The sequence below is a fragment of the Agarivorans albus genome, assembly GCF_019670105.1.
In the GTDB taxonomy this organism is placed as follows: Bacteria; Pseudomonadota; Gammaproteobacteria; order Enterobacterales; family Celerinatantimonadaceae; genus Agarivorans; species Agarivorans albus.
In genome coordinates this window covers 1,427,228-1,447,008 of record NZ_AP023032.1, presented here as the reverse complement: position 1 = coordinate 1,447,008, position 19,781 = coordinate 1,427,228, and the positions used below count along the sequence as shown (strand labels likewise).

At 43.6% G+C, this 19,781-nt stretch carries 15 protein-coding genes; 7 read left to right on the top strand and 8 right to left on the bottom strand.

The genetic code is table 11. The annotated features are described in order from the left end of the window. Positions 1 to 111: 111 nt before the first annotated feature. The 3 genes from K5620_RS06700 (at position 112) to bamJ (ending at position 3,469) form a co-directional block, all read left to right on the top strand. Positions 112 to 1,767, top strand: a complete 1,656-nt coding sequence (locus tag K5620_RS06700; protein ID WP_016403712.1) for a response regulator — start codon at positions 112 to 114, stop codon at positions 1,765 to 1,767. Positions 1,768 to 1,902: 135 nt separating this feature from the next. Further along, positions 1,903 to 2,883: an ion channel gene (locus K5620_RS06695; RefSeq protein ID WP_221077461.1), complete on the top strand. Its 981-nt coding sequence runs from the start codon at positions 1,903 to 1,905 to the stop codon at positions 2,881 to 2,883. Between the two features lie 106 nt (positions 2,884 to 2,989). Beyond that, the gene (gene bamJ / locus K5620_RS06690; protein WP_016403710.1) at positions 2,990 to 3,469 is read left to right on the top strand and encodes a BamJ family beta-barrel-assembly machinery protein; all 480 of its coding nucleotides are present in this window, start codon (positions 2,990 to 2,992) and stop codon (positions 3,467 to 3,469) included. Positions 3,470 to 3,541: 72 nt separating this feature from the next. Here the strand turns inward: bamJ and K5620_RS06685 are convergent, their stop codons facing one another. The 6 genes from K5620_RS06685 to K5620_RS06660 all read right to left on the bottom strand — a co-directional run bounded on the left by K5620_RS06685 (position 3,542) and on the right by K5620_RS06660 (position 9,144). Next, entirely contained in the window at positions 3,542 to 4,777 is a 1,236-nt protein-coding gene (locus K5620_RS06685; protein WP_016403709.1) for a cystathionine gamma-synthase family protein, read from the bottom strand. Positions 4,778 to 4,868: 91 nt separating this feature from the next. Next, a complete protein-coding gene (iadA, locus tag K5620_RS06680; protein WP_016403708.1) occupies positions 4,869 to 6,011 on the bottom strand; it encodes a beta-aspartyl-peptidase in 1,143 nt (380 codons plus the stop codon). 52 nt (positions 6,012 to 6,063) lie between these two features. Then, positions 6,064 to 6,783: an ABC transporter permease gene (locus tag K5620_RS06675; protein ID WP_016403707.1), complete on the bottom strand. Its 720-nt coding sequence runs from the start codon at positions 6,781 to 6,783 to the stop codon at positions 6,064 to 6,066. Between the two features lie 10 nt (positions 6,784 to 6,793). Continuing rightward, positions 6,794 to 7,492 carry an ABC transporter permease gene (locus tag K5620_RS06670; RefSeq protein WP_016403706.1) on the bottom strand — a complete coding sequence of 233 codons (699 nt, stop codon included), beginning with the start codon at positions 7,490 to 7,492 and terminating at the stop codon, positions 6,794 to 6,796. 57 nt (positions 7,493 to 7,549) lie between these two features. Beyond that, positions 7,550 to 8,314 (bottom strand): transporter substrate-binding domain-containing protein, encoded by a 765-nt coding sequence (locus K5620_RS06665; RefSeq protein WP_016403705.1) that lies wholly within the window; start codon positions 8,312 to 8,314, stop codon positions 7,550 to 7,552. A 59-nt stretch (positions 8,315 to 8,373) separates the two neighbouring features. Further along, positions 8,374 to 9,144 (bottom strand): ABC transporter ATP-binding protein, encoded by a 771-nt coding sequence (locus K5620_RS06660; protein WP_016403704.1) that lies wholly within the window; start codon positions 9,142 to 9,144, stop codon positions 8,374 to 8,376. Positions 9,145 to 9,995: 851 nt separating this feature from the next. On the opposite strand from K5620_RS06660, the gene K5620_RS06655 reads away from it, so the two are divergent. From K5620_RS06655 to rlmA, 4 genes are all read left to right on the top strand, one after another. After that, complete coding sequence (locus K5620_RS06655) at positions 9,996 to 11,537, top strand: DUF3360 family protein (protein WP_016403702.1); 1,542 nt, start codon at positions 9,996 to 9,998, stop codon at positions 11,535 to 11,537. 124 nt (positions 11,538 to 11,661) lie between these two features. After that, positions 11,662 to 13,944 carry a formate C-acetyltransferase gene (pflB, locus tag K5620_RS06650; protein WP_016403701.1) on the top strand — a complete coding sequence of 761 codons (2,283 nt, stop codon included), beginning with the start codon at positions 11,662 to 11,664 and terminating at the stop codon, positions 13,942 to 13,944. Between the two features lie 90 nt (positions 13,945 to 14,034). Continuing rightward, complete coding sequence (gene pflA / locus K5620_RS06645) at positions 14,035 to 14,775, top strand: pyruvate formate lyase 1-activating protein (RefSeq protein WP_040307632.1); 741 nt, start codon at positions 14,035 to 14,037, stop codon at positions 14,773 to 14,775. Between the two features lie 24 nt (positions 14,776 to 14,799). Next, positions 14,800 to 15,597 (top strand): 23S rRNA (guanine(745)-N(1))-methyltransferase, encoded by a 798-nt coding sequence (rlmA, locus tag K5620_RS06640; RefSeq protein WP_016403699.1) that lies wholly within the window; start codon positions 14,800 to 14,802, stop codon positions 15,595 to 15,597. A gap of 65 nt (positions 15,598 to 15,662) precedes the next feature. Here the strand turns inward: rlmA and K5620_RS06635 are convergent, their stop codons facing one another. Together K5620_RS06635 and K5620_RS06630 are read right to left on the bottom strand one after the other, a co-directional pair. After that, positions 15,663 to 17,150, bottom strand: a complete 1,488-nt coding sequence (locus K5620_RS06635; protein ID WP_221077460.1) for a carbohydrate-binding protein — start codon at positions 17,148 to 17,150, stop codon at positions 15,663 to 15,665. A 560-nt stretch (positions 17,151 to 17,710) separates the two neighbouring features. After that, complete coding sequence (locus tag K5620_RS06630) at positions 17,711 to 19,585, bottom strand: carbohydrate-binding protein (protein WP_016403697.1); 1,875 nt, start codon at positions 19,583 to 19,585, stop codon at positions 17,711 to 17,713. Positions 19,586 to 19,781: the final 196 nt, after the last annotated feature.

The following is a 19,781-nucleotide window of genomic DNA, read 5'->3' as shown; positions in this document are numbered from 1 at the left end:
TTGCAAGGTTTAATAGCAGATACTACTACTGCGCTAACTGTCTATACTTACACTACTTTATCGCTTGGTAACTTATGCTAGGATAAGCCAAAAGGATTAGAACACTCAGTAATGGCAACGCAATACAATTACAGCGACAAGCAAATACTCATCGTTGATGACCAGCGAGCCTTTCAGGTTATGCTTAAGGCCATGTTGCAAAACTTTGGCGCAACCGACGTTTATTTTGCAAACACTGGCGAAGCCGCTGTAAGGGCGTGCAAAAAACGAAAATTCGACATCCTTCTAGTGGATTATAACCTTGGCACTGGCAAGAATGGTGGCCAGCTTTTAGAAGAGCTTCGTGTTAGCGAGTTGTTAGAAGTTGATGCTCTGTTTTTTATTATTAGTGGTGACAATAATAAAAGTATGGTGCTTAGTGCTCTAGAAATGGAGCCAGACGAGTTCATAACCAAACCATTTTCTCAGTTTCAGTTACACAACCGCCTAGCAAGAGCCCATGTAAAGCGTCAAAGTTTACGCGAGGTTTATCACGCATTATCAAAAAAACAGTATCAGCAAGTTATTGAACTGTGTGACAAACAGATTGAAGCCGAAAGCCGTTACAGCAACTATTGCCGTAACTTACGCGTTGAAGCGCAAATAGCCTTAGGCGAATACGTGGCAGCTAAAGAAGCACTAGAAGCCATTCTAGAAGAGCGTAAACAAACCTGGGCGAAAGCTACCTTAGGTCGTGTTCACCTGTTACTAAAAGACAATAAAAGCGCGATTGAAACACTTAATCGTTCTATTGCAGAAAGCCCATTACTGCTCACCGGCTATGACTGGCTAGCTCGCGCTTACCGAGCAGACGGCGAGTTAGACAAAGCCTTAGAAACTGTACTTAAAGCCTCTAAGTTGGCGGTAAATAGTATTGAGCGACAACAGCTGTTAGCCGAGCTTGCTATGGAAGCTGGCGATTTAACCCTAGCCAAAGAAACCTTTTCTACCATTTTGCAGCTTGCTAGGCGTTCTATACATCGTGGCCCTCATCACCTGTGTAACTATGTACGCAGCCTAATAGACGAAGCGCAAAGTGAAGATGATTTGTATCGAAAAAATCGCTTACTGCAAGAAGTTAACTCTGTGCTATTTCATGCTAGGCGAGAAGAAGGCAAAGACGATGACTTTAACTTTGATGCCTTTGAGGGAATAAGCCAAGCTCGCGTGCACGCCACTAAAGGTGAGCTAAACAAAGCCAAACGATTGCTATTTGATAGCCACGACGGTTTGTTAGATGCACCCAGCAAAGTAAGTGGTGAACTATTGCCCGACACCTTCTTAACCCTAAACTCTGTAGGCGAGTTTGAATATGCAATGCCCTTTGCCGAAGAGCTAGAAAAACGCGATGACATCGATCCCATGTCCTTGTCCTCTGCCCACAAAGTATTAAAAGCTGAAGATTTTGAACTCAAACTTGGCCAGTTTCGTGAATACAATAAAATGGGCATCGAAGCCTATGAAGAAAATCGCTTTCACGAGGCGACGAGCTATTTCGACAAGGCGTTACAAGTGGCCCCTGGCAACACCGGTGCAATCTTGAATAAAATCCAAGCCATTCTAAAACAACTTAATCAATCGGAAAAAGGGCTCAGTGGGCAGCTTTTAAGTGACTGCAAAATTACCATTAAGTTACTCGATGGTCTTAAATTAAACGACAACCACGCCGAGCGTTACTCAACCTTAAAAAGTGAGTTCCAGCAACTCGGTAGCGGCAACAAAAAATAGCAAGCAAGTCTTGTTAGCCCCACATTTTAAGGCTGCTCGCAAAATCCTCCATTTGAAATACACTTAGCTTAAAGCCAGTGAATAAAACTGGCTAATAATCAAATTGTTGATTAATAGCTGGAGCGTTAGCCAAATATGGAGAAGTGCGGTCAATGTCTGTACCAAGATAGTTCTGGAGCCAAATGCAAGGAACCTGCTTTAGAAAGCGGGTTGTGTTTTTGGCATGACCCAGACGAGGACAAATGCGGTGAAGAAATCAAAGAGAAGCTAGAAAACCATGCTAAAAGCGGCGGCATGCTTCAAGGTATCAGCCTAAAAAAAGCCAAACTAGCTGGTATTGATTTAGTTCGCTACAACAGCAAGCAAGGTTACGACCTTTCTGGCGCCGACCTCTATCGAAGTGACCTAAGAGGGGCGCACCTTTTTAATATCAACCTGCAAAGCGGTAGCTTAATGAAAGCCGATTTGCGAGGAGCCAACTTAAATCATGCCGACCTAACAAAAACCAATTTGCTTGGTGCCAAAATGGACCAATGTAAATGCGATAGTCTGTGCGTTGGAGAAAGAGTGCTTCAAGAACAATTAGGCAGTGCTGCTGAACAACAACAAGATAAAGAAGCCATGGCCGACTACTACCAACAAGCCGAGGAAGTGTATCGCGGCCTCCGTAAGACAGCCGAATCGGAAGGCTTGTTTACTACTGCAGGTGTGTTTTTGCGTAAAGAGCTCACCATGCGACGCTATCAAATGCCCAAATTCTCTTATCGGCGCGGAATATCCAAGCTGGTTGATTTGGTATGCGGCTACGGAGAACTGCCGATCCGCGTGGTATACACCTCTCTATTAATCATTTTGAGTTGCGCTATTATTTATTCGTTTACCGGCATTCATTTCAACGGAAATATTGTTTCTCTCAGTGTTAATCAAAGCCTTGGGCAAAACGTTGTAGCGTTTTTTGAATGCTTGTATTACAGCGTGGTCACTTTTACCACCCTTGGTTATGGCGACTTTACCCCGGTTGGACTTTCCCGCATGTTCGCAGCCATTGAGGCCTTTAGTGGCAGCTTCATTATTGCCTTGTTTGTTGTGGTATTTGTAAAAAAAATGACCCGCTAGCGCTTTTGAGGCGAGTTTTCTTAGATAAGCAGTGCTTTTTAACTAGCACTTTCGTAAAGTTAGATTAACATTTATCTTTTACTCAACACCCTATAAGGAATCGACTTTGAAATTTGTGGTTCTCGCTCTACTCGCTATTTTTGTGATTGTATTTATTCTCCGCGCCAATAATAACGCCAAAGCGGTTAAACAAAACCGCCAGTTAGGCCACGACTTTCTTGCTGAAAACGCTAAAAAAGACGGTGTGATAACCACAGAATCTGGATTGCAGTACCTAATCCTTGAAGATGTTGTAGAAGGCGCCGAGAAACCTTCTGCAAACAGCACGGTAACCGTTCATTACCATGGAACACTGTTAAGCGGCTTAGTGTTTGATAGTTCGGTAGAACGTCAACGCCCTGCTCAGTTCCCTCTAGGGCAAGTTATCGCGGGCTGGACCGAAGGCTTACAATATATGAGTGTGGGCGAGAAATTCCGTTTCTTTATTCCAAGTCAATTGGCTTACGGCGACCGCAGTGTGTCATCAATTCCAGCCGGCTCTACCTTAATTTTTGAAGTGGAATTGCTATCAATAGATAGTAAGTAAACTTATCGGATACTTCAGGTAAATGTAAAAAGCCTTGGCGTGACCAAGGCTTTTTTGTATCAGCTTTCTTTACTAAGAACTGGCTAATGCTTGCTCAAAGTCATTGAGCAAGTCTTCAGTGTCTTCAATACCAATTGAGCAGCGGATCATTGTTTCACTAATTCCCGAGGCTTGGCGTGCCTCTAAGCCCATTTCAAAGTAAATGGTTTGGGCAACAGGCAAGGCCAAAGTTCGGTTATCCCCTAAATGGGTCGCGTTAATTACGATATTGGTTTTATCCAAAAACTCTGTGCTGTTGATCCCATCAACTAAATCAAAGCTCACCAAAGCGCCATAGTGCTTAAACAAGTCACTGGCTCGTTGATGCTGAGGGTGAGAAGCCAAGCCAGGGTAATACACCTTAGCCACTTTAGGATGCTCATCTAACATCTTGGCTAAGGCCAAGGCATTCGCACATTGGCGTTCCATACGCAGGGCCATGGTTTCGGCACCTACCGACAGTAAATGCGCAGCTTGCGAGCTCAAGGCGCCTCCAAAGTCTCGCAGGCCTTTTTTCTTAATTTGGTTAATGCCCCACATCTTAGGATCGCCACTGCGGTAACCTTCAAAAATATTGGGATAAGCACTCCAATTAAATAAGCCTGTATCACTTACCGAGCCACCCAATGCATTACCATGGCCGCCAACATACTTTGATAACGAGGTAATGATTAAGCTCGCGCCTACCGACTTAGGCTGAAAAAGGTAAGAAGAGGTTAAGGTATTATCCACTACGTAAACCAAACCTCGTTGCTCACATAGCTTTCCAATCCCCGCTAAATCAACTATCTGGGTGGCAGGATTAGCAATGGTTTCAATAAACACCATTTTGGTGTTGGCTTGGCAAGCCTGCTCTACTGCGTCACTGCTTGTGGCATCCACTAAGGTCACCTCAATGCCATAACCTTTTAGCGTGCCAAATATGCTGCTGGTGTTACCAAACAAAAAGCGACTCGCTACAATGTGGTCGCCAGCCTTTAGCAAGGTTAAAAACACCGTACCAATGGCCGCCATACCGGTACCAAATACTAAGCTGGCAACACTCTCATCAAGCATGGCTATTTTGCGTTGTAAGTAATCGAGAGTCGGAGTTGATTGGCGTGCATAGGCATGACCAACTTGCTTGCCTTGAAATACATCCACCAAGTCTTGAGTGGCAGCGTATCCATAAGGTACCGAGTTATGAATTGGCGCGTGAACAGCGCCTTCCTCTACGCCAGCTAAACGGTCGCAGTGAACCAGCTGTGTTGTAAATCCTTTAAAGCTCATAGGGCTACTTCTAGTAAAAACCAAGTGCCGCTATTATGCCTTAGCCAAGGTCTAAAAACGAGCAGCCCTCAGCCAGCGGCTCTAGCAAATTCTACTCAGCCCAAATACTTTGGCCTTTGGCAAACACTTGCTTGATCGCTAAAGATTGCTGGTCAAGAACTACTAAATCGGCGTCAAAGCCTACTGCTAATTGACCTTTATTTTTTAAGCCCAAAATCTTAGCGGGGTTACGACTAATCACCGACAGCGCAATATCTAAAGGCACTTGATAAGACTGAACAGCTTCTTTAGCAGCCAGATATAAACTCTCTAGTTTTCCCGCTTGCATCCCCACTAACTCACCAGCATCATCAAACAGCGGTAAACTAGCGTTAGCATCTGAGCTAAAGCTCACTCGTTGCCAATCTAAGCCCTTATCAACAATGGTTTTAAGCGCTTTAGGGCAGCTTACCTCGCCTTCTTCGATAAACTGCGGAATAGTGCTAGTGGTGAAATCGATAACACCGCCCTCACTCAAAAACGCTAGGGCATCGTTAAACAAGGCCTGATTACGATTACAATGGGTTGGATAGAGCTGGGTGATTGATAAATCAGATTGCTTAACAATCTCTCGCAGTAGATTTAGTTTTCCTTTTCCATCGCCAACGTGGAAAAAGCTAATACCTTTTTTACCTGCCAATAAACCCGCTACGCGCGCCTCGGCGGCCACTGCGGTAAAAGCTTGTACCGAGGCCTGACTGGCTCGATGATCAGCAATGGCTAGCTCACCTACACCTATCATCTCTGGAATTAATACAATGTCTTGCTCGATGCTTCCGGTGATGGTTTTAACCGGCAGATGATAGGATCCGGTGTAGCAATAGCAGCTTAAGCCCATGGCACTTAATTCTCGTGCTTTACCTAATACTTGCGCTGGAGTGCGAGTAACACTATCGGTACCTAATGCGCCTACTAAAGTAGTAACACCAGTGGGTGCGGCATCTTCAAAACTAAGCTCTGCAGTACGATAAGCAAAGCCCCCTTCACCACCGCCTCCGGTAAAATGGACTAAGGCATCCACAAAACCAGGGGCCAGGATACTGCCTGATAAATCAATACTGTCTACTAAGCCATGGCTGGCCTTAAGCTCAATATTCGGTGCAAGCTGCAAAATACTACCATTCGCCAACAAAACATCCATTAAGCCTAGAGCTTCTGGCGCGTACACCTGTGCATTTTTAAGTAAAGTGAGCATAGCTATCTTCTTAATCCCAAACAAAAAAGGGGCCTAGGCCCCTTTGTAAAACTTAACTTAGCGGCCGTAAATGGCGATGCCAGCGTTTTTCCCAATGCTTAAAGCCAAATACCAGCAAAAAGGTCACCGATAAGTAGATAAGCGCTGCAAAAGTAAAGGCTTCAAATGGCGCGTAGTATTTAGCATATACATCACGGGCAGCACCGGTAAGGTCAATAATAGTTACCACACTCGCAATCGAACTAGCATGCAACATAAAAATTACTTCGTTGCTGTAAGCGGGCAATGCTCGGCGAAGCGCACTTGGCAAAATAATCCTGCGCATCGCCATACCATTAGACATACCGTAAGCTTTGGCAGCTTCTATCTCACCACGTGGCGTTGCAACAATCGCACCTCGAAAAATCTCGGTGGTATATGCCGCGGTGTTCAATACAAAGGCCAATAAACAAGGGTAAAACGCTTCTCGCACTATCGGCCAAAACATTGAATCCTGAATACCCTCAATATAGGTCACGCCATAGTAGATGATGTAAAGCTGAATCAGTAAAGGAGTACCACGGAATACGTAGGTAAATACCCAAACACTGCGGCTAATTAAAAAGTTGTCGGAGGCACGCATAATGGCAAGGGGAATTGCCAAAATTAGACCTAATATTAGCGACAAAAATACCAACTGAACGGTCATCACTAAACCGTCCCAGTACCCTAACACGGTGGTTAAAGTAAAAATGTCATTATTGGCGAGTAAGTTCTCGATAGTTTCATACATAATTAAGCGCTTACCTCACCGTACCAGCACTAAAACGAATTTCTAATCGTTTTAGGAAAATTTCAGAAACACTAGTAAGTGCAAGGTATACAAAGGCCACTGGAATAAAGAACAAAAATGGTTCGTGTACCGCGCCTGCAGCTTCTTTGGCTAGGCGTACCATATCCGCTAGACCAATTACCGAAACCAGCGCTGTCGTTTTCACTAATACCAACCAATTATTTCCAATGCCCGGAATAGCGTGACGCATCATTTGCGGCACGGTAATACGACGAAATACCTGCAAGCTACTCATGCCATAAGCTTTGCCGGCTTCAATCTGGCCGTTATCTACTGCGAGAAAAGCACCGCGAAAGGTTTCCGCCATGTAGGCACCAAAAATAAATCCAATGGTGGTTACACCGGCAACAAACTCATTGATATTGATGTAATAATCGATGTCAAAGTTGTCGTATAACCAATCAGAAAACACATTCATCATGATTTGCGCGCCAAAGAAAATAAGCAGCATTAACACTAAGTCGGGCACACCACGAATAACGGTGGTGTAAACCACAGCAACGCCATTAGCAATACGGTTTTTTGATAAACGCGCCACCGCTGCCAACATGCCTAAAATTAGCGCTACAGCCAATGATAAGAAGGCAACTTCGATAGTGACAATCGCCCCCATAAATATTGAAGGGCCGTAACCATGAAGATCTAACATAATGAGTCTCTTAGAAAGTTAACCCGAGCTGGGCTCGGGTTAATGGTAGTGCAAGGCTTACTTTTTAATACTGTAATCGAAGTATTTTTCGTTGATTTTGTCGTATACACCGTTAGTTTTAACGGTAGCTAAGGCTTTGTTGAACATTTCAATTAGTTCGCCATCACGCTTACGTGCAGCAACACCTACACCTTCACCTAGCTGTACGTTGTCGCCTAACACTTTAAAGTCTGCGCCTTTCTCAACTTCAATAATCGTGCTAACGCCTACAGGGAAGTCGATAACTACAACGTCTAAACGGCCACCATGTAGATCAACCACTAGGTCATCACCGGTAGTGTAACGTTTAATATCAGCTACTTTTGAGTAGTTGTCTGTTGCGTAAGTATCTTGAATAGTACCGCGCTGAACACCAACACGTAGGCCTTTTAAGGTTTCAGGTTTAGCTGGGTCAACTTCGCTTGCTTTAGGGCCAAAGAAACCGGTAGGTGTGTTGTAGTAAGGTTCTGAGAACAATACCTTTTTCGCACGGTCTTCGTTAATAGACATAGAAGAGAAAATCGCATCGTACTTACGTGCTAGTAGGCCAGGAATGATGCCATCCCATGCTTGAATTACCCACTCACACTTAACTTTCATTTCTTCACAAACCGCGTTACCTAAGTCAATCTCAAAACCGGTTAGTGAGCCATCAGGAGCTTTGTACTCAAACGGTTCGTAAGGCACATCTACTGCTAAACGAACTACTTCCCAGTCTTTTGCTTCAACTGCTGTAGTACTTAGTGCAATTGCACCAATCATCGCGACTAATGTTTTTTTCATTTTTTACTCCGTGTTGTTTGCTTTAAGCGAGTTAACGCTTGTCTTCCATAGTTATAATTTTAGTATTTTGGGGCTAGAAATTGTTTCATGCGCTCAGAATCTGGATTTTCGAATACTTTTTGTGGAGAACCACGCTCTTCCACTATGCCTTGATGGAGAAATAACACCTGATTGGATACGTCACGCGCAAAGGCCATTTCGTGAGTCACAACCAACATCGTGCGCCCCTCTTCAGCCAAACTACGCATTACTTTAAGCACTTCACCCACCAATTCAGGGTCAAGTGCGGAAGTTGGCTCATCAAATAACATAACTTCAGGGTTCATTGCCAAAGCCCGAGCTATTGCAGCCCGTTGCTGCTGTCCACCCGACATATGGGCTGGGTAGTAATCTTTTCGGTCGTGCAAACCTACGCGCTCCAACAGGCCTTCAGCTTGCTCGATAGCTTCTTTCTTGGGGATGCCCAATACATGAACTGGCGCTTCAATGATATTTTCTAATACGGTCATGTGTGACCAGAGATTAAAGCCTTGAAACACCATCGAGAGTTTAGAGCGAATTCGTTCAACTTGCTTATTGTCAGAGGGTAAACGCTCACCATTGCGTAGGTGCTTAAAGCCAATTTTTTCACTGTGAAGTGCGATATCGCCTTGGGTTGGGATCTCAAGTAGATTCATGCAGCGTAAAAAAGTGCTTTTGCCAGAACCAGAAGAACCGATGATAGAAATCACATCGCCTTTGTTTGCGGTAAGGTCAATACCTTTAAGTACTTCGTTATCGCCAAACACCTTGTGGATATTTGATGCTTCTAGTGCAGCCACATCACTCATATTTTATGTTTACCTTGTTAATGACTGCCTAAGCAACCAGCCTTGTTTCCTAAGGCGCGTAGTTATTGTTAAATAATTTGTTACACGTTCAACCCAACGAAAAGTATCATCGCGAAAGACAAAACTCAACATTTTATGGGGCAATTGGCGCTCTTATGATTACAAAACACCCTATTAAGCGATTTTATTAGCATCTTTATATTCAACCAGTCTGCATAGATACGCTATATAACGCCCGCGCAACGAATTTAATTTCAGTTTTAGAATTTTAGCTCGATATACATCAATAATAGGCCTTTTAGTTCAGTTTGCGGTTAGCGCCGCATTCGCTGTTACGTAATTGTAAAATAGCACTCAAAGATTAAGCATAAATAAGTGAGCCAGCTCTCATTACTAAGCCCACTATTTTAGTAAGTAAATTACAGAATAAAGCCCATAACTTCGACTATGTTTCGCTTTACCCTGCAAATAAGTAGTAAAATTACACAAATTATGGGCTTTTTTGACACAGATCAAATTCCGGATCTTGCTTACTTTGATACAATTTTGCTATCAAAAGTAGCAGGTAGAAGTTGTGGTTAAGAACTACAAAACAAGCGGCCTAAGTATTACTAACAACAATATTCAAAATTGCCGAATTTTGTGTTTCTTTCATATTTCTTTAATACAGTTAATCACAACACTTTCTAACTTTAGCTGCATACTGTTAATTCACGTTTTATACTCACTATCCTTATATGTTGTTCGTCCCATTGAGACGATTATCGCGAGTGAGAAGGATCTCAGGCTTAACAACACATAGTTAAGCACCTGCGGTTTACCGGTTTTTATATTTGTTTTTTGAGGAAACTATGTCTAGTAACAACCACCAGTCTCAAGACGAAGAACTGAGCTATTCAGAAGCACACCGCCCTGCTTCTGAGTTTGAAACTCGTTCCGACTACTTAGACCACGAACTAAAAATCATGAAGCCTCGTCGCTGGGGCTTAAATTTGCCAGGTCGTGACTTCCGCTTCGAATGGGAAGATTTGGTGCCAGCCATTGCCGGTACTATTGGCATTATTGCAATGTACTCTGCAGTAATGATGGCATGGGCAGATGGCCTAACCGAACGTTGGGACCACATTAACCTAGGTACCGAGTTTGCTATTGAGGTAGCTCGAGTAGAAATGCTTATCCCTGCGTTACTTTTCTGTGTACTAGCTTCGGGGATATTTAACCCGCGCGCTAACCTTGCAGGTAACCATGGTCCAATGATTCCATTGATTGGCGCCATCGCTTTAGCAGGTGCTCACCCGCTTGCATTAGCAATTTTACTTGGTGTGTTTGGTTTACTTCTTAGCTTCTTTAAAGGTGGCTCTAAACTGGTGAACTTAACCAGTGAAGGTGTTGCTGGCGGCTTGCTGGTATTCCTTGGTTTTGGCGGCACCATGTCAATGATTGGTGACATTCAATCTTGGTCTAAAGGTCTTGAATCTGTTGATGCTGGTATTGCTGCAGGCGAGATGGGCTATGTCGGCTTAGTTGTTTTAGCCGCTACCATTGTATTGTATGCATTCTTAGCAAAAATCGGTAAACGTTGGTTAGCGATTCCAGCCTGTGCGGTTATGGGTCTAGCAATTGCCTTGGCATTTGGAGCAGGTTTTGACCTTACTTTTAAAACCGAGATGGGCCTACCTAACCTAAACCCAGTTTACTGGTGGGGCTCTACTGAGCAAGGTTGGCAGTTAGGTTTACCTAACATGGAACACTTTATCGCTTCACTACCGTTTGCAATTTTAGCTGTAGCGATGTGGTCACCAGACTTCCTAGGTCACCGTATTTTCCAAGAACTAAACTACCCACGCGGTACAGACAAAGTATTAATGGATGTTGATGACACCATGACGACTTGTTCAGTTCGCCAGATTGTAGGTACAGCTGTAGGTGGTGGTAACATTACATCTAGCTGGGGTACTTACATGATCCCAGCCGCTATTGCTAAACGCCCAATTCCTGGCGGTGCAATTTTGCTTGGTTCACTATGTATCATCATTGCAATTTTAGGCTTCCCAATGGACGTTGCGGTTTGGCCTCCAGTAATGAAGATTGCTCTACTAGTAGGTGTGTTCTTGCCGTTACTAGAAGCAGGCATGCAAATGATTAAAGACACTAAAGATTCACAATCTGCTGGTATCTGTATCTTTGCTGCAGCGGTAACTAACCCAGTGTTAGCTTGGGCACTAACTATGTTGTTAGATAACAATGGCCTAATCGGTGACAAAGAACGTCCGAAGAAGTTGTCTTTTGCTGACCGCATTGTTATCCCTGCTACCGTATTGTTGATTTGTTTTGTAGCCATGATGGCTGTAGGTATGCTGGAAGGTAAATACGGTATTCCAGCACTGTTGTAATTTTAATTTTTACCTCTTGGAACAAGCACTATACTTGTTCCAAGGGCTTAAGATAGTGGCTCTTTAGCTATCTGATAAACCATAGAATATTTATTTGTATACCAACTTATAGGTGGGACAAGAAATGGCAGAGAAGAACGATGTTTTTGCTAGTGCCTGGTCAGGTTTTAAAACCGGCGAATGGCAAAATGAAGTTAACGTTCGTGACTTTATTCAAACTAACTACACTCCATATGAAGGCGATGAGAGCTTTCTAGCTGGAGCAACCGAAGCTACGGATAAGCTTTGGGACAAAGTTATGGAAGGCATTAAAGAAGAAAACCGCACTCACGCGCCGGTAGACTTCGATACTTCAGTAATCTCAACCATTACTGCTCACGACGCTGGTTACATCAACCAAGATCTAGAGCAAATTGTTGGCCTGCAAACTGAAGCGCCACTAAAACGTGCGATTATCCCTAACGGCGGTATTCGTATGATTGAAGGTTCTTGTAAAGCTTACGACCGCGAATTAGATCCAATGGTAAGCAAGATTTACACTGACTACCGTAAAACCCATAACCAAGGTGTATTTGACGTTTACACTGGCGCTATCATGAAGTGTCGTAAGTCAGGTGTACTAACTGGTTTGCCTGATGCTTACGGCCGTGGCCGTATTATTGGTGACTACCGTCGCGTAGCACTTTACGGTATCGACTTCTTAATGGCTGACAAAGTTAAGCAACACCGTTCTTTGGAAGGTGACTTTGTAAACGGTTCTGACCTAGCTTCTACTATGCAGCTTCGCGAAGAAATCAGCGAGCAGCACCGTGCACTAGGCCAAATTAAAGAAATGGCAGCTAAATACGGCTGTGATATTTCTCGCCCAGCAGAAAACGCAAAAGAAGCTGTACAGTGGACTTACTTCGGCTACCTAGCTGCTGTTAAATCACAAAACGGCGCTGCAATGTCGTTTGGTCGTACTACTACTTTCCTAGACGTGTACATTGAGCGTGATATCGCTGCTGGCACACTAACAGAAAGCGAAGCGCAAGAATTAGTAGACCACTTAGTAATGAAGCTACGTATGGTTCGTTTCCTACGTACGCCTGAATACGATGATTTGTTCTCTGGTGACCCTATCTGGGCAACTGAGTCTATCGGTGGTATGGGTACTGACGGCCGCACGCTAGTGAGCCGTACAGCTTTCCGTTTCTTGAACACGCTATACACAATGGGTCCTTCTCCAGAGCCGAACATTACTGTTCTATGGTCTGAGCAACTACCTATTAACTTCAAGAAATACTGTGCCAAGGTATCTATCGATACTTCATCTATCCAGTATGAAAACGATGACCTAATGCGTACCGACTTCGACAACGATGACTACGCAATTGCTTGTTGTGTATCACCAATGGTTGTTGGTAAGCACATGCAGTTCTTCGGTGCTCGCGCTAACTTAGCTAAAACACTGCTTTACGCAATTAACGGTGGTATGGATGAGAAGCTTAAGATCCAAGTAGGTCCTGTTTCTGACAAGATCACTGACGAAGTTCTAAGCTTTGACGACGTAATGGGTCGCCTAGACACCTTTATGGATTGGCTAGCAGAGCAATACGTGACTGCACTTAACTGTATTCACTACATGCACGACAAGTACAGCTACGAAGCTTCATTAATGGCACTTCACGATCGTGACGTTCGCCGTACAATGGCTTGTGGTATTGCTGGTCTATCAGTTGCAGCTGACTCATTGTCTGCTATCAAATTTGCTAAAGTTAAGCCAATTCGTGACGAAGACGGTATTGCTACCGACTTTGAAATTGAAGGTGATTACCCTAAATTTGGTAACAACGACGACAGCGTAGATGATATTGCCGTTGACCTAGTAAACCGCTTTATGACTAAAATCCGTAAGCTTAAAACTTACCGTAACGCGATCCCTACTCAGTCAGTTCTTACTATTACTTCTAACGTTGTATACGGTAAGAAAACAGGTACTACTCCAGATGGTCGTAAAGCAGGTGCTCCTTTTGCTCCTGGTGCTAACCCAATGCACGGCCGTGATGAAAAAGGTGCGGTAGCGTCTTTAACATCAGTAGCTAAACTACCATTTGCTAACGCACAAGACGGTATCTCTTACACTTTCTCTATCGTGCCAAACGCACTAGGTAAAGATGACGATACTCAGAAGTCTAACTTAGCTGGCTTAATGGACGGTTACTTCTACCACAACGCTGACGTAGAAGGTGGTCAACACTTGAACGTTAACGTTATGAACCGTGAAATGTTAGTTGATGCGATGGAAAATCCTGAGAAATACCCTCAGCTTACCATCCGTGTATCTGGTTACGCAGTGCGCTTTAACTCGCTAACGCCAGAGCAACAACAAGACGTAATCACTCGTACTTTCACACAAAGTATGTAATTGAACGTTAAGTAGTTCTGCTTAGCAGAGACTACGGTTATAATTAACCTTGCCCAAGTTTTTGGGCAAGGTTTTTTTTTGGAGAAACAAATGTCAAAGATTGGGCGAATTCACTCTACTGAGTCTTGCGGAACCGTTGATGGACCAGGGATCCGGTTTATTGTATTTATGCAAGGTTGCTTAATGCGTTGCCAATACTGCCACAACCGCGATACTTGGGATTTACACGACGGTAAAGAAGTTAGCGTTAGTGAGCTAATGAGTGACCTTACCCCTTATAGACGTTTTATGAATGCCAGTGGTGGTGGTGTAACAGCCAGTGGTGGAGAAGCGATACTTCAAGCTGAGTTTGTGCGAGACCTATTTCGAGAATGTCAGGCTCAAGGTATTCATACCTGCTTAGATACCAACGGTTATGTGCGCAAACATACCGAGGTCATTGACGAGCTGCTGGAAGTGTCAGACTTAGTGATGCTCGACATTAAACAAATACATGATGATGTGCACCAAGATTTGGTGGGCGTAAGTAATAAACGTACCTTAGATTTTGCTCGCTACTTGCACAAGGTAGGTCAAAAAACCTGGATACGTTATGTTGTTGTGCCTGGCTTTACCGACGACGAACAATCAGCACATGACTTAGGTGAATTTTTAGCGCCTTTTGATAATGTAGAAAAAATTGAATTATTACCCTATCACGAGTTAGGCAAACACAAATGGACAGCCATGGGTGAAGATTACCCACTTGCAGGCGTTAAACCACCTAGCAAAGACACCATGGAAACCATTAGCGGCATCTTAAAGCAGTATCACGATAAAGTGATTTACTAATAGCCTCTAGAGAATAAGCTATACATGATTATTTGCCCTATATGTCAAAGCGCGTTGAGCCTTCAAAATAAACAATGGTCCTGTGATAAGGGCCATTGTTTTGATCAAGCTAAAGAAGGTTATACCAATTTACTGGCAGTTCAGCATAAACACTCTAAACAGCCGGGAGATAGTAAAGCCATGCTGCAGGCTAGGCAGCACTTTCTTAATCAAGGGCACTTTGCGTTTTTGGCAACAGCCATCAATAAAGTACTTAGCCAGTATTCTGCCCAAAACATTGTGGATTTAGGCTGCGGAGAAGGCTATTACACGCAAACTATTAGCAAACAACAAAGTAATGCCAACAGTGTTATCGGTATTGATATAGCAAAAGATGGTATTCGCATGGCAGCCAAACGCTGCAAGCAAGCACAGTTTTTTGTGGCTAGTAACCATCGACTTCCTATTGCTGATAACAGCATCGACTTTACCGTAAGGGTGTTTGCCCCCAGCGACAATCAAGAGCTATTGCGTATCAGTAAGCCCAAGGCTTACCTACTAAAAGTAGTTCCAGGGGCTATGCACTTATCTAAGCTACGCACCCTGTTATACAAAGACCTACAAGCTCACTCTGAACAAGCTGAAGACATGCCCGGATGGCAATTATTAGAACAACAAAAAATTGCGCAGCTAGCTACCTTAAACCGTCCAGATATGAACGCCCTGTGCATGATGACTCCCTTCGCGTGGAAGAAAAATAAAGAGTTAGAACAGCACCTTAAATCGCAGGATGATTTCGAAATGAATTTTGAATTTGTGCTGCAAGTTTATCAACGGCAATAATATCGATACAAAGTAAACTAAAGCACCCACACTAGTTACAAGCTAGATGAGTGCAATTACCTACACTACAAACACTGGCTTGTGCCACACATGCATATGCTTGTTGCCGACTGGCTGTTTAAACAATCGGTTGCCTGACTGCCAAATTCGTTTCGACACTGTTGAGTGTTATTACACTGATCAACACTCACGTTGCTTACTGGCACAAACTCAATCCAATTTAGGTTAAGGGCACCCGTTTCCATGTGTACTCGTAGCTGCTGATTTGACTCCCCAGAAATATATACATTCTTCAAGGTTTGCGTCTGCCAATTCTGCCAACCGTCGGTAGCTTTAAAGTTCACACTACCTAAAGCGTTGCCGTCTATGTTTAGGCTAACCGATTTATCGCTTGTACCAGCCGCTGCAAGCCTAAGGTTTACATCGTAATTGCCTTGGGTAATATTGCTAATGGTGTATTGCAGCCACTCTCCAACTTCTACCCAACCAACAAATTGCCCGCCACCAATATCAGCGGCATCACCAATATCAACACCGTCATTACGGTATTGGCCACCCAGATTACTGGTATTGCTATCAGAGTACCCTACCCCTTCGCCGCCATTATCATAATCTTCGGCTTGAATAAGACCTGGAATAGCATGCGTTTTGTAGGCTGTTCCGGTATTGCTCTCGAGTAACTCTGCGCTTAGCCAATTTAGATTAAATAAATACCCGCTTCCTCCAGTGAAATCTAAAGACAGCGTTTGCACTCCCTTGGCCAAGGTCACTTCCTGCTCAATGGTTTGCCAATTTTGCCAACCTCCAGAGCCTGATACATTTAATGAGGCTAAAGTGGCGTTATTGCTTTTAATCGCCATTGCACCGCCATTAGTGGCAGAGGCAACCCTAAACTTAAATAAATAACGCCCAGCTTCTTTAACATCCACCTTATATTGGGCTGTATCACCATTTTCGATATAACCGACATTAAAGCCGCCGCCAGTATCGCTAGTAGCTTCTGTTTTAATACCTTTCTGGCTAGCAAACTTCTCTGCCTGAATGTGACCTGGCACTGCGTGACTAGGCTCCACCGGAGGCTGAGGTTTTTCCGAAAGCTGGCACTTTGGAATATTTGAACCAAAAGCGTTTTTTACCTTGGAAACACTAGCATACTGGTCATTTTTAAAGAGGTACCAAATCAGCCCGGCATCTGAAGGGTCAGCTACATTACCGGGATGAGCCTGCATCCTATCGTAGATAAATTTAATACTCTTATCGTTATGATCACGCATCCAATAATAGGAAGAGTAGCTAGATTTTAGACCCGAGTTTTGGTCAGCAATCCTTATATAATTCATATTTCCTTTAGCATAGGCTCTAGCATCGTCCATGGTATGGTGAGAGTAACGTCTTAAATGATCGTCGTTATATCCACTATGTGAAATGATATACACATAGTTCAATGCATTAGCGTGTCCGCCATCGACCGCTTCTTTTACTGCTTGATAAAAGAATTCAGCGGGGCCTGCATGCAAAAAATACAAGGGATCTGCAGCGGTTGATTTGGCCATTTCATTTGCTAAGTGTGTTCGAGCCTTGTTAAGTTCATGAGTGACATCCATGAACACGCTTTGATCATAATTCCAAAATCCTATCGAACCATCGACACTTTTTTTCATCTGGTTAATATCGGAGGAGTGTATTGGCGATTCAATAAAATTGTTATAAGAGTAATGAACAAGATTGCCACACTGTCCTTCAAGGGCAATTAGCGCGAGCCCAAAAGGAGTCGCTGCCCAATCATCAGGATCAGCTCTTGGCCATCGGGCTTCGTCATTATTGTCGGCCTGGTTGTTACCATCGGCGCTTATAGCAAAGCGGTTATTGTTGTATCCAAATCCACCGAGAGCGAAGGCTTGAGAATACGGCAATGAAAGCAATGCAACTATAAATAATATCTGTTTAAAAGTTGTCAAAATTAACGTCCATATATAATTTTCATTTTTATATACAGAACTAACATTTCTTTATGCGACGGCACTGATAGAAGAGTAAACCCTTACTTAGGGAACCGTCGCTAAAACTGCTAGTTCTAATCACAATAAATAGCTGAGGGCTAGCTTAAGTCGCGTTACAAACACTGGCTTGTGCCACACATGCATATGCTCGTTGCCGACTGGCTGTTTAAACAATCGGTTGCCTGACTGCCAAATTCGTTTCGACACTGTTGAGTGTTATTACACTGATCAACACTCACGTTGCTTACCGGCACAAACTCAATCCAATTTAGGTTAAGTGCCCCTGTTTCCATATGTACCCGGAGCTGCTGATTTGACTCCCCAGAAATATATACATTCTTCAAGGTTTGCGTCTGCCAATTCTGCCAACCGTCGGTAGCTTTAAAGTTCACATTACCTAAAGCGTTGCCGTCTATGTTTAGGCTAACCGATTTATCGCTTGTACCAGCCGCGGCAAGCCTAAGGTCTACATCGTAATTGCCTTGGGTAATATTGCTAATGGTGTATTGCAGCCACTCTCCAGCTTCTACCCAACCAACAAATTGCCCGCCACCAATATCAGCGGCATCACCAATATCAACACCGTCATTACGGTATTGGCCACCCAGATTACTGGTATTGCTATCAGAGTACCCTACTCCTTCGCCGCCATTATCATAATCTTCGGCTTGAATAAGGCCTGGAATAACATGCGTTTTGTAGGCTGTTCCGGTATTGCTCTCGAGTAACTCTGCGCTTAGCCAATTTAGATTAAATAGGTAGCCGCTTCCTCCAGTGAAATCTAAAGACATCGTTTGCACTCCCTTGGCCAAGGTCACTTCTTGCTCAATGGTTTGCCAGTTTTGCCAAGCCCCAGTGCCCGGCACTGGCAGTGAAGCCAATGTGGAACTGTTGGTTTTAATCACTAAGTTGCCACCGTTGGTCGCCGAGGCAACTCGAAAACTAAGCTTATACTTCCCAGCTTGGGCAACATTAACTTTATATTCGGCAACATCACCATTTTCGATATAACCAATATTATCACCACCGCCACTGTCTAAAGTGGGCTCGACTTGAATTCCACTTTGGTTAGAAAACTGTTCAGCTTCTATTTTCCCAGGAATCGAATGTTCAGCAGAGACTGGCGGCTCAGGCTCCCCCGGTACCAACTTCCATGTTTTAACCCAATCAACTTTCATCGCATTACGAGAGTCATCTTTAAGCGATTCAATTGTTGGGTAGCCCACCCATTGAGACGCTAGCGTTTCAGTATCAAAAATCATGTGTAGCTTTTCTTTAAAAGCCACCGATGGCTGGATCTCAAACACTTTTACCCCGTTATGGTAGAACCAAAGATTATTGGCGTCTTTCCACCATAAGCCATAGCGATGGAACTCATCTCTACCTCGAGTAGCCATTTTGTAAGACTCAGGAATAGAAGCGCCAGATTGCTCACCATAAACGTGGGTATTAGCTTCATATAAAAATGATTTAGTCGCATCAACATTTCCTTTGGTTGCGCGACCAATATGTTCAATCACATCAATTTCTGAGTATTTACCTATACGAAACCAAAATGACGAACTCATTGCCGTGTCAGAAGCTTTCATAGAGGTTTCATAGTACCAACCAGGCTCTGCCAATTTCTCTTTTGATACCACCGCTGCCGCATCAACCCAAACCCTAGATTCAGGATCGGCTAATGGGGTATCTATTTGACTAGTGCTGCGTAAAAACAACACGCCGTCTTGCACAAAGGCATTCCCCTTTTTAAACCTTGAAGGATATCGGCCAGACCAAACTGGATGATAGTCATACCACTTATTAGAATCTAAGGTGTTTCCATTAAAGTTATCTGTTAATGCCTCTACCATTTCCCACTTGTATCCAGCAGGTGGTTCGACAGAAGGACTAGCTGGTGCTGGTTCCGCAATCACGTTACTAGACACTAATAGTGCACCAATAAGTGTGATTGATTGAGAAAAAGCACCGACGAATTTGGTTTTCATTATTATAGCGCTCCGCTATTGTAGTTTTAGTTACCCTCTGCTTATTGGCCAGCCTCATCAGTATTTATTGATATGTCATACAATGTTAAAAACATTAACAAGTAATAAAGTGAATGTTGATTAGCCTAAGCAGCACCTAGATTCACCTAAAGCAAAAATGACAAAAACATCAATATAATTTGTTAACTTAACGCAA

Excerpts from the sequence above, each read along its gene's own strand:
- K5620_RS06695 (WP_221077461.1), top strand. The coding sequence starts at position 1,903 with ATGGAGAAGTGCGGTCAATGTCTGTACCAAGATAGTTCTGGAGCCAAA.
- K5620_RS06665 (WP_016403705.1), bottom strand. The coding sequence starts at position 8,314 with ATGAAAAAAACATTAGTCGCGATGATTGGTGCAATTGCACTAAGTACT.
- K5620_RS06630 (WP_016403697.1), bottom strand. The coding sequence starts at position 19,585 with ATGAAAACCAAATTCGTCGGTGCTTTTTCTCAATCAATCACACTTATT.
- K5620_RS06685 (WP_016403709.1), bottom strand. The coding sequence starts at position 4,777 with ATGAGCTTTAAAGGATTTACAACACAGCTGGTTCACTGCGACCGTTTA.
- K5620_RS06655 (WP_016403702.1), top strand. The coding sequence starts at position 9,996 with ATGTCTAGTAACAACCACCAGTCTCAAGACGAAGAACTGAGCTATTCA.
- rlmA (WP_016403699.1), top strand. The coding sequence starts at position 14,800 with ATGATTATTTGCCCTATATGTCAAAGCGCGTTGAGCCTTCAAAATAAA.
- K5620_RS06675 (WP_016403707.1), bottom strand. The coding sequence starts at position 6,783 with ATGTATGAAACTATCGAGAACTTACTCGCCAATAATGACATTTTTACT.
- K5620_RS06635 (WP_221077460.1), bottom strand. The coding sequence starts at position 17,150 with ATGGCCAAATCAACCGCTGCAGATCCCTTGTATTTTTTGCATGCAGGC.
- iadA (WP_016403708.1), bottom strand. The coding sequence starts at position 6,011 with ATGCTCACTTTACTTAAAAATGCACAGGTGTACGCGCCAGAAGCTCTA.
- pflA (WP_040307632.1), top strand. The coding sequence starts at position 14,035 with ATGTCAAAGATTGGGCGAATTCACTCTACTGAGTCTTGCGGAACCGTT.
- K5620_RS06660 (WP_016403704.1), bottom strand. The coding sequence starts at position 9,144 with ATGAGTGATGTGGCTGCACTAGAAGCATCAAATATCCACAAGGTGTTT.
- pflB (WP_016403701.1), top strand. The coding sequence starts at position 11,662 with ATGGCAGAGAAGAACGATGTTTTTGCTAGTGCCTGGTCAGGTTTTAAA.
- K5620_RS06700 (WP_016403712.1), top strand. The coding sequence starts at position 112 with ATGGCAACGCAATACAATTACAGCGACAAGCAAATACTCATCGTTGAT.
- K5620_RS06670 (WP_016403706.1), bottom strand. The coding sequence starts at position 7,492 with ATGTTAGATCTTCATGGTTACGGCCCTTCAATATTTATGGGGGCGATT.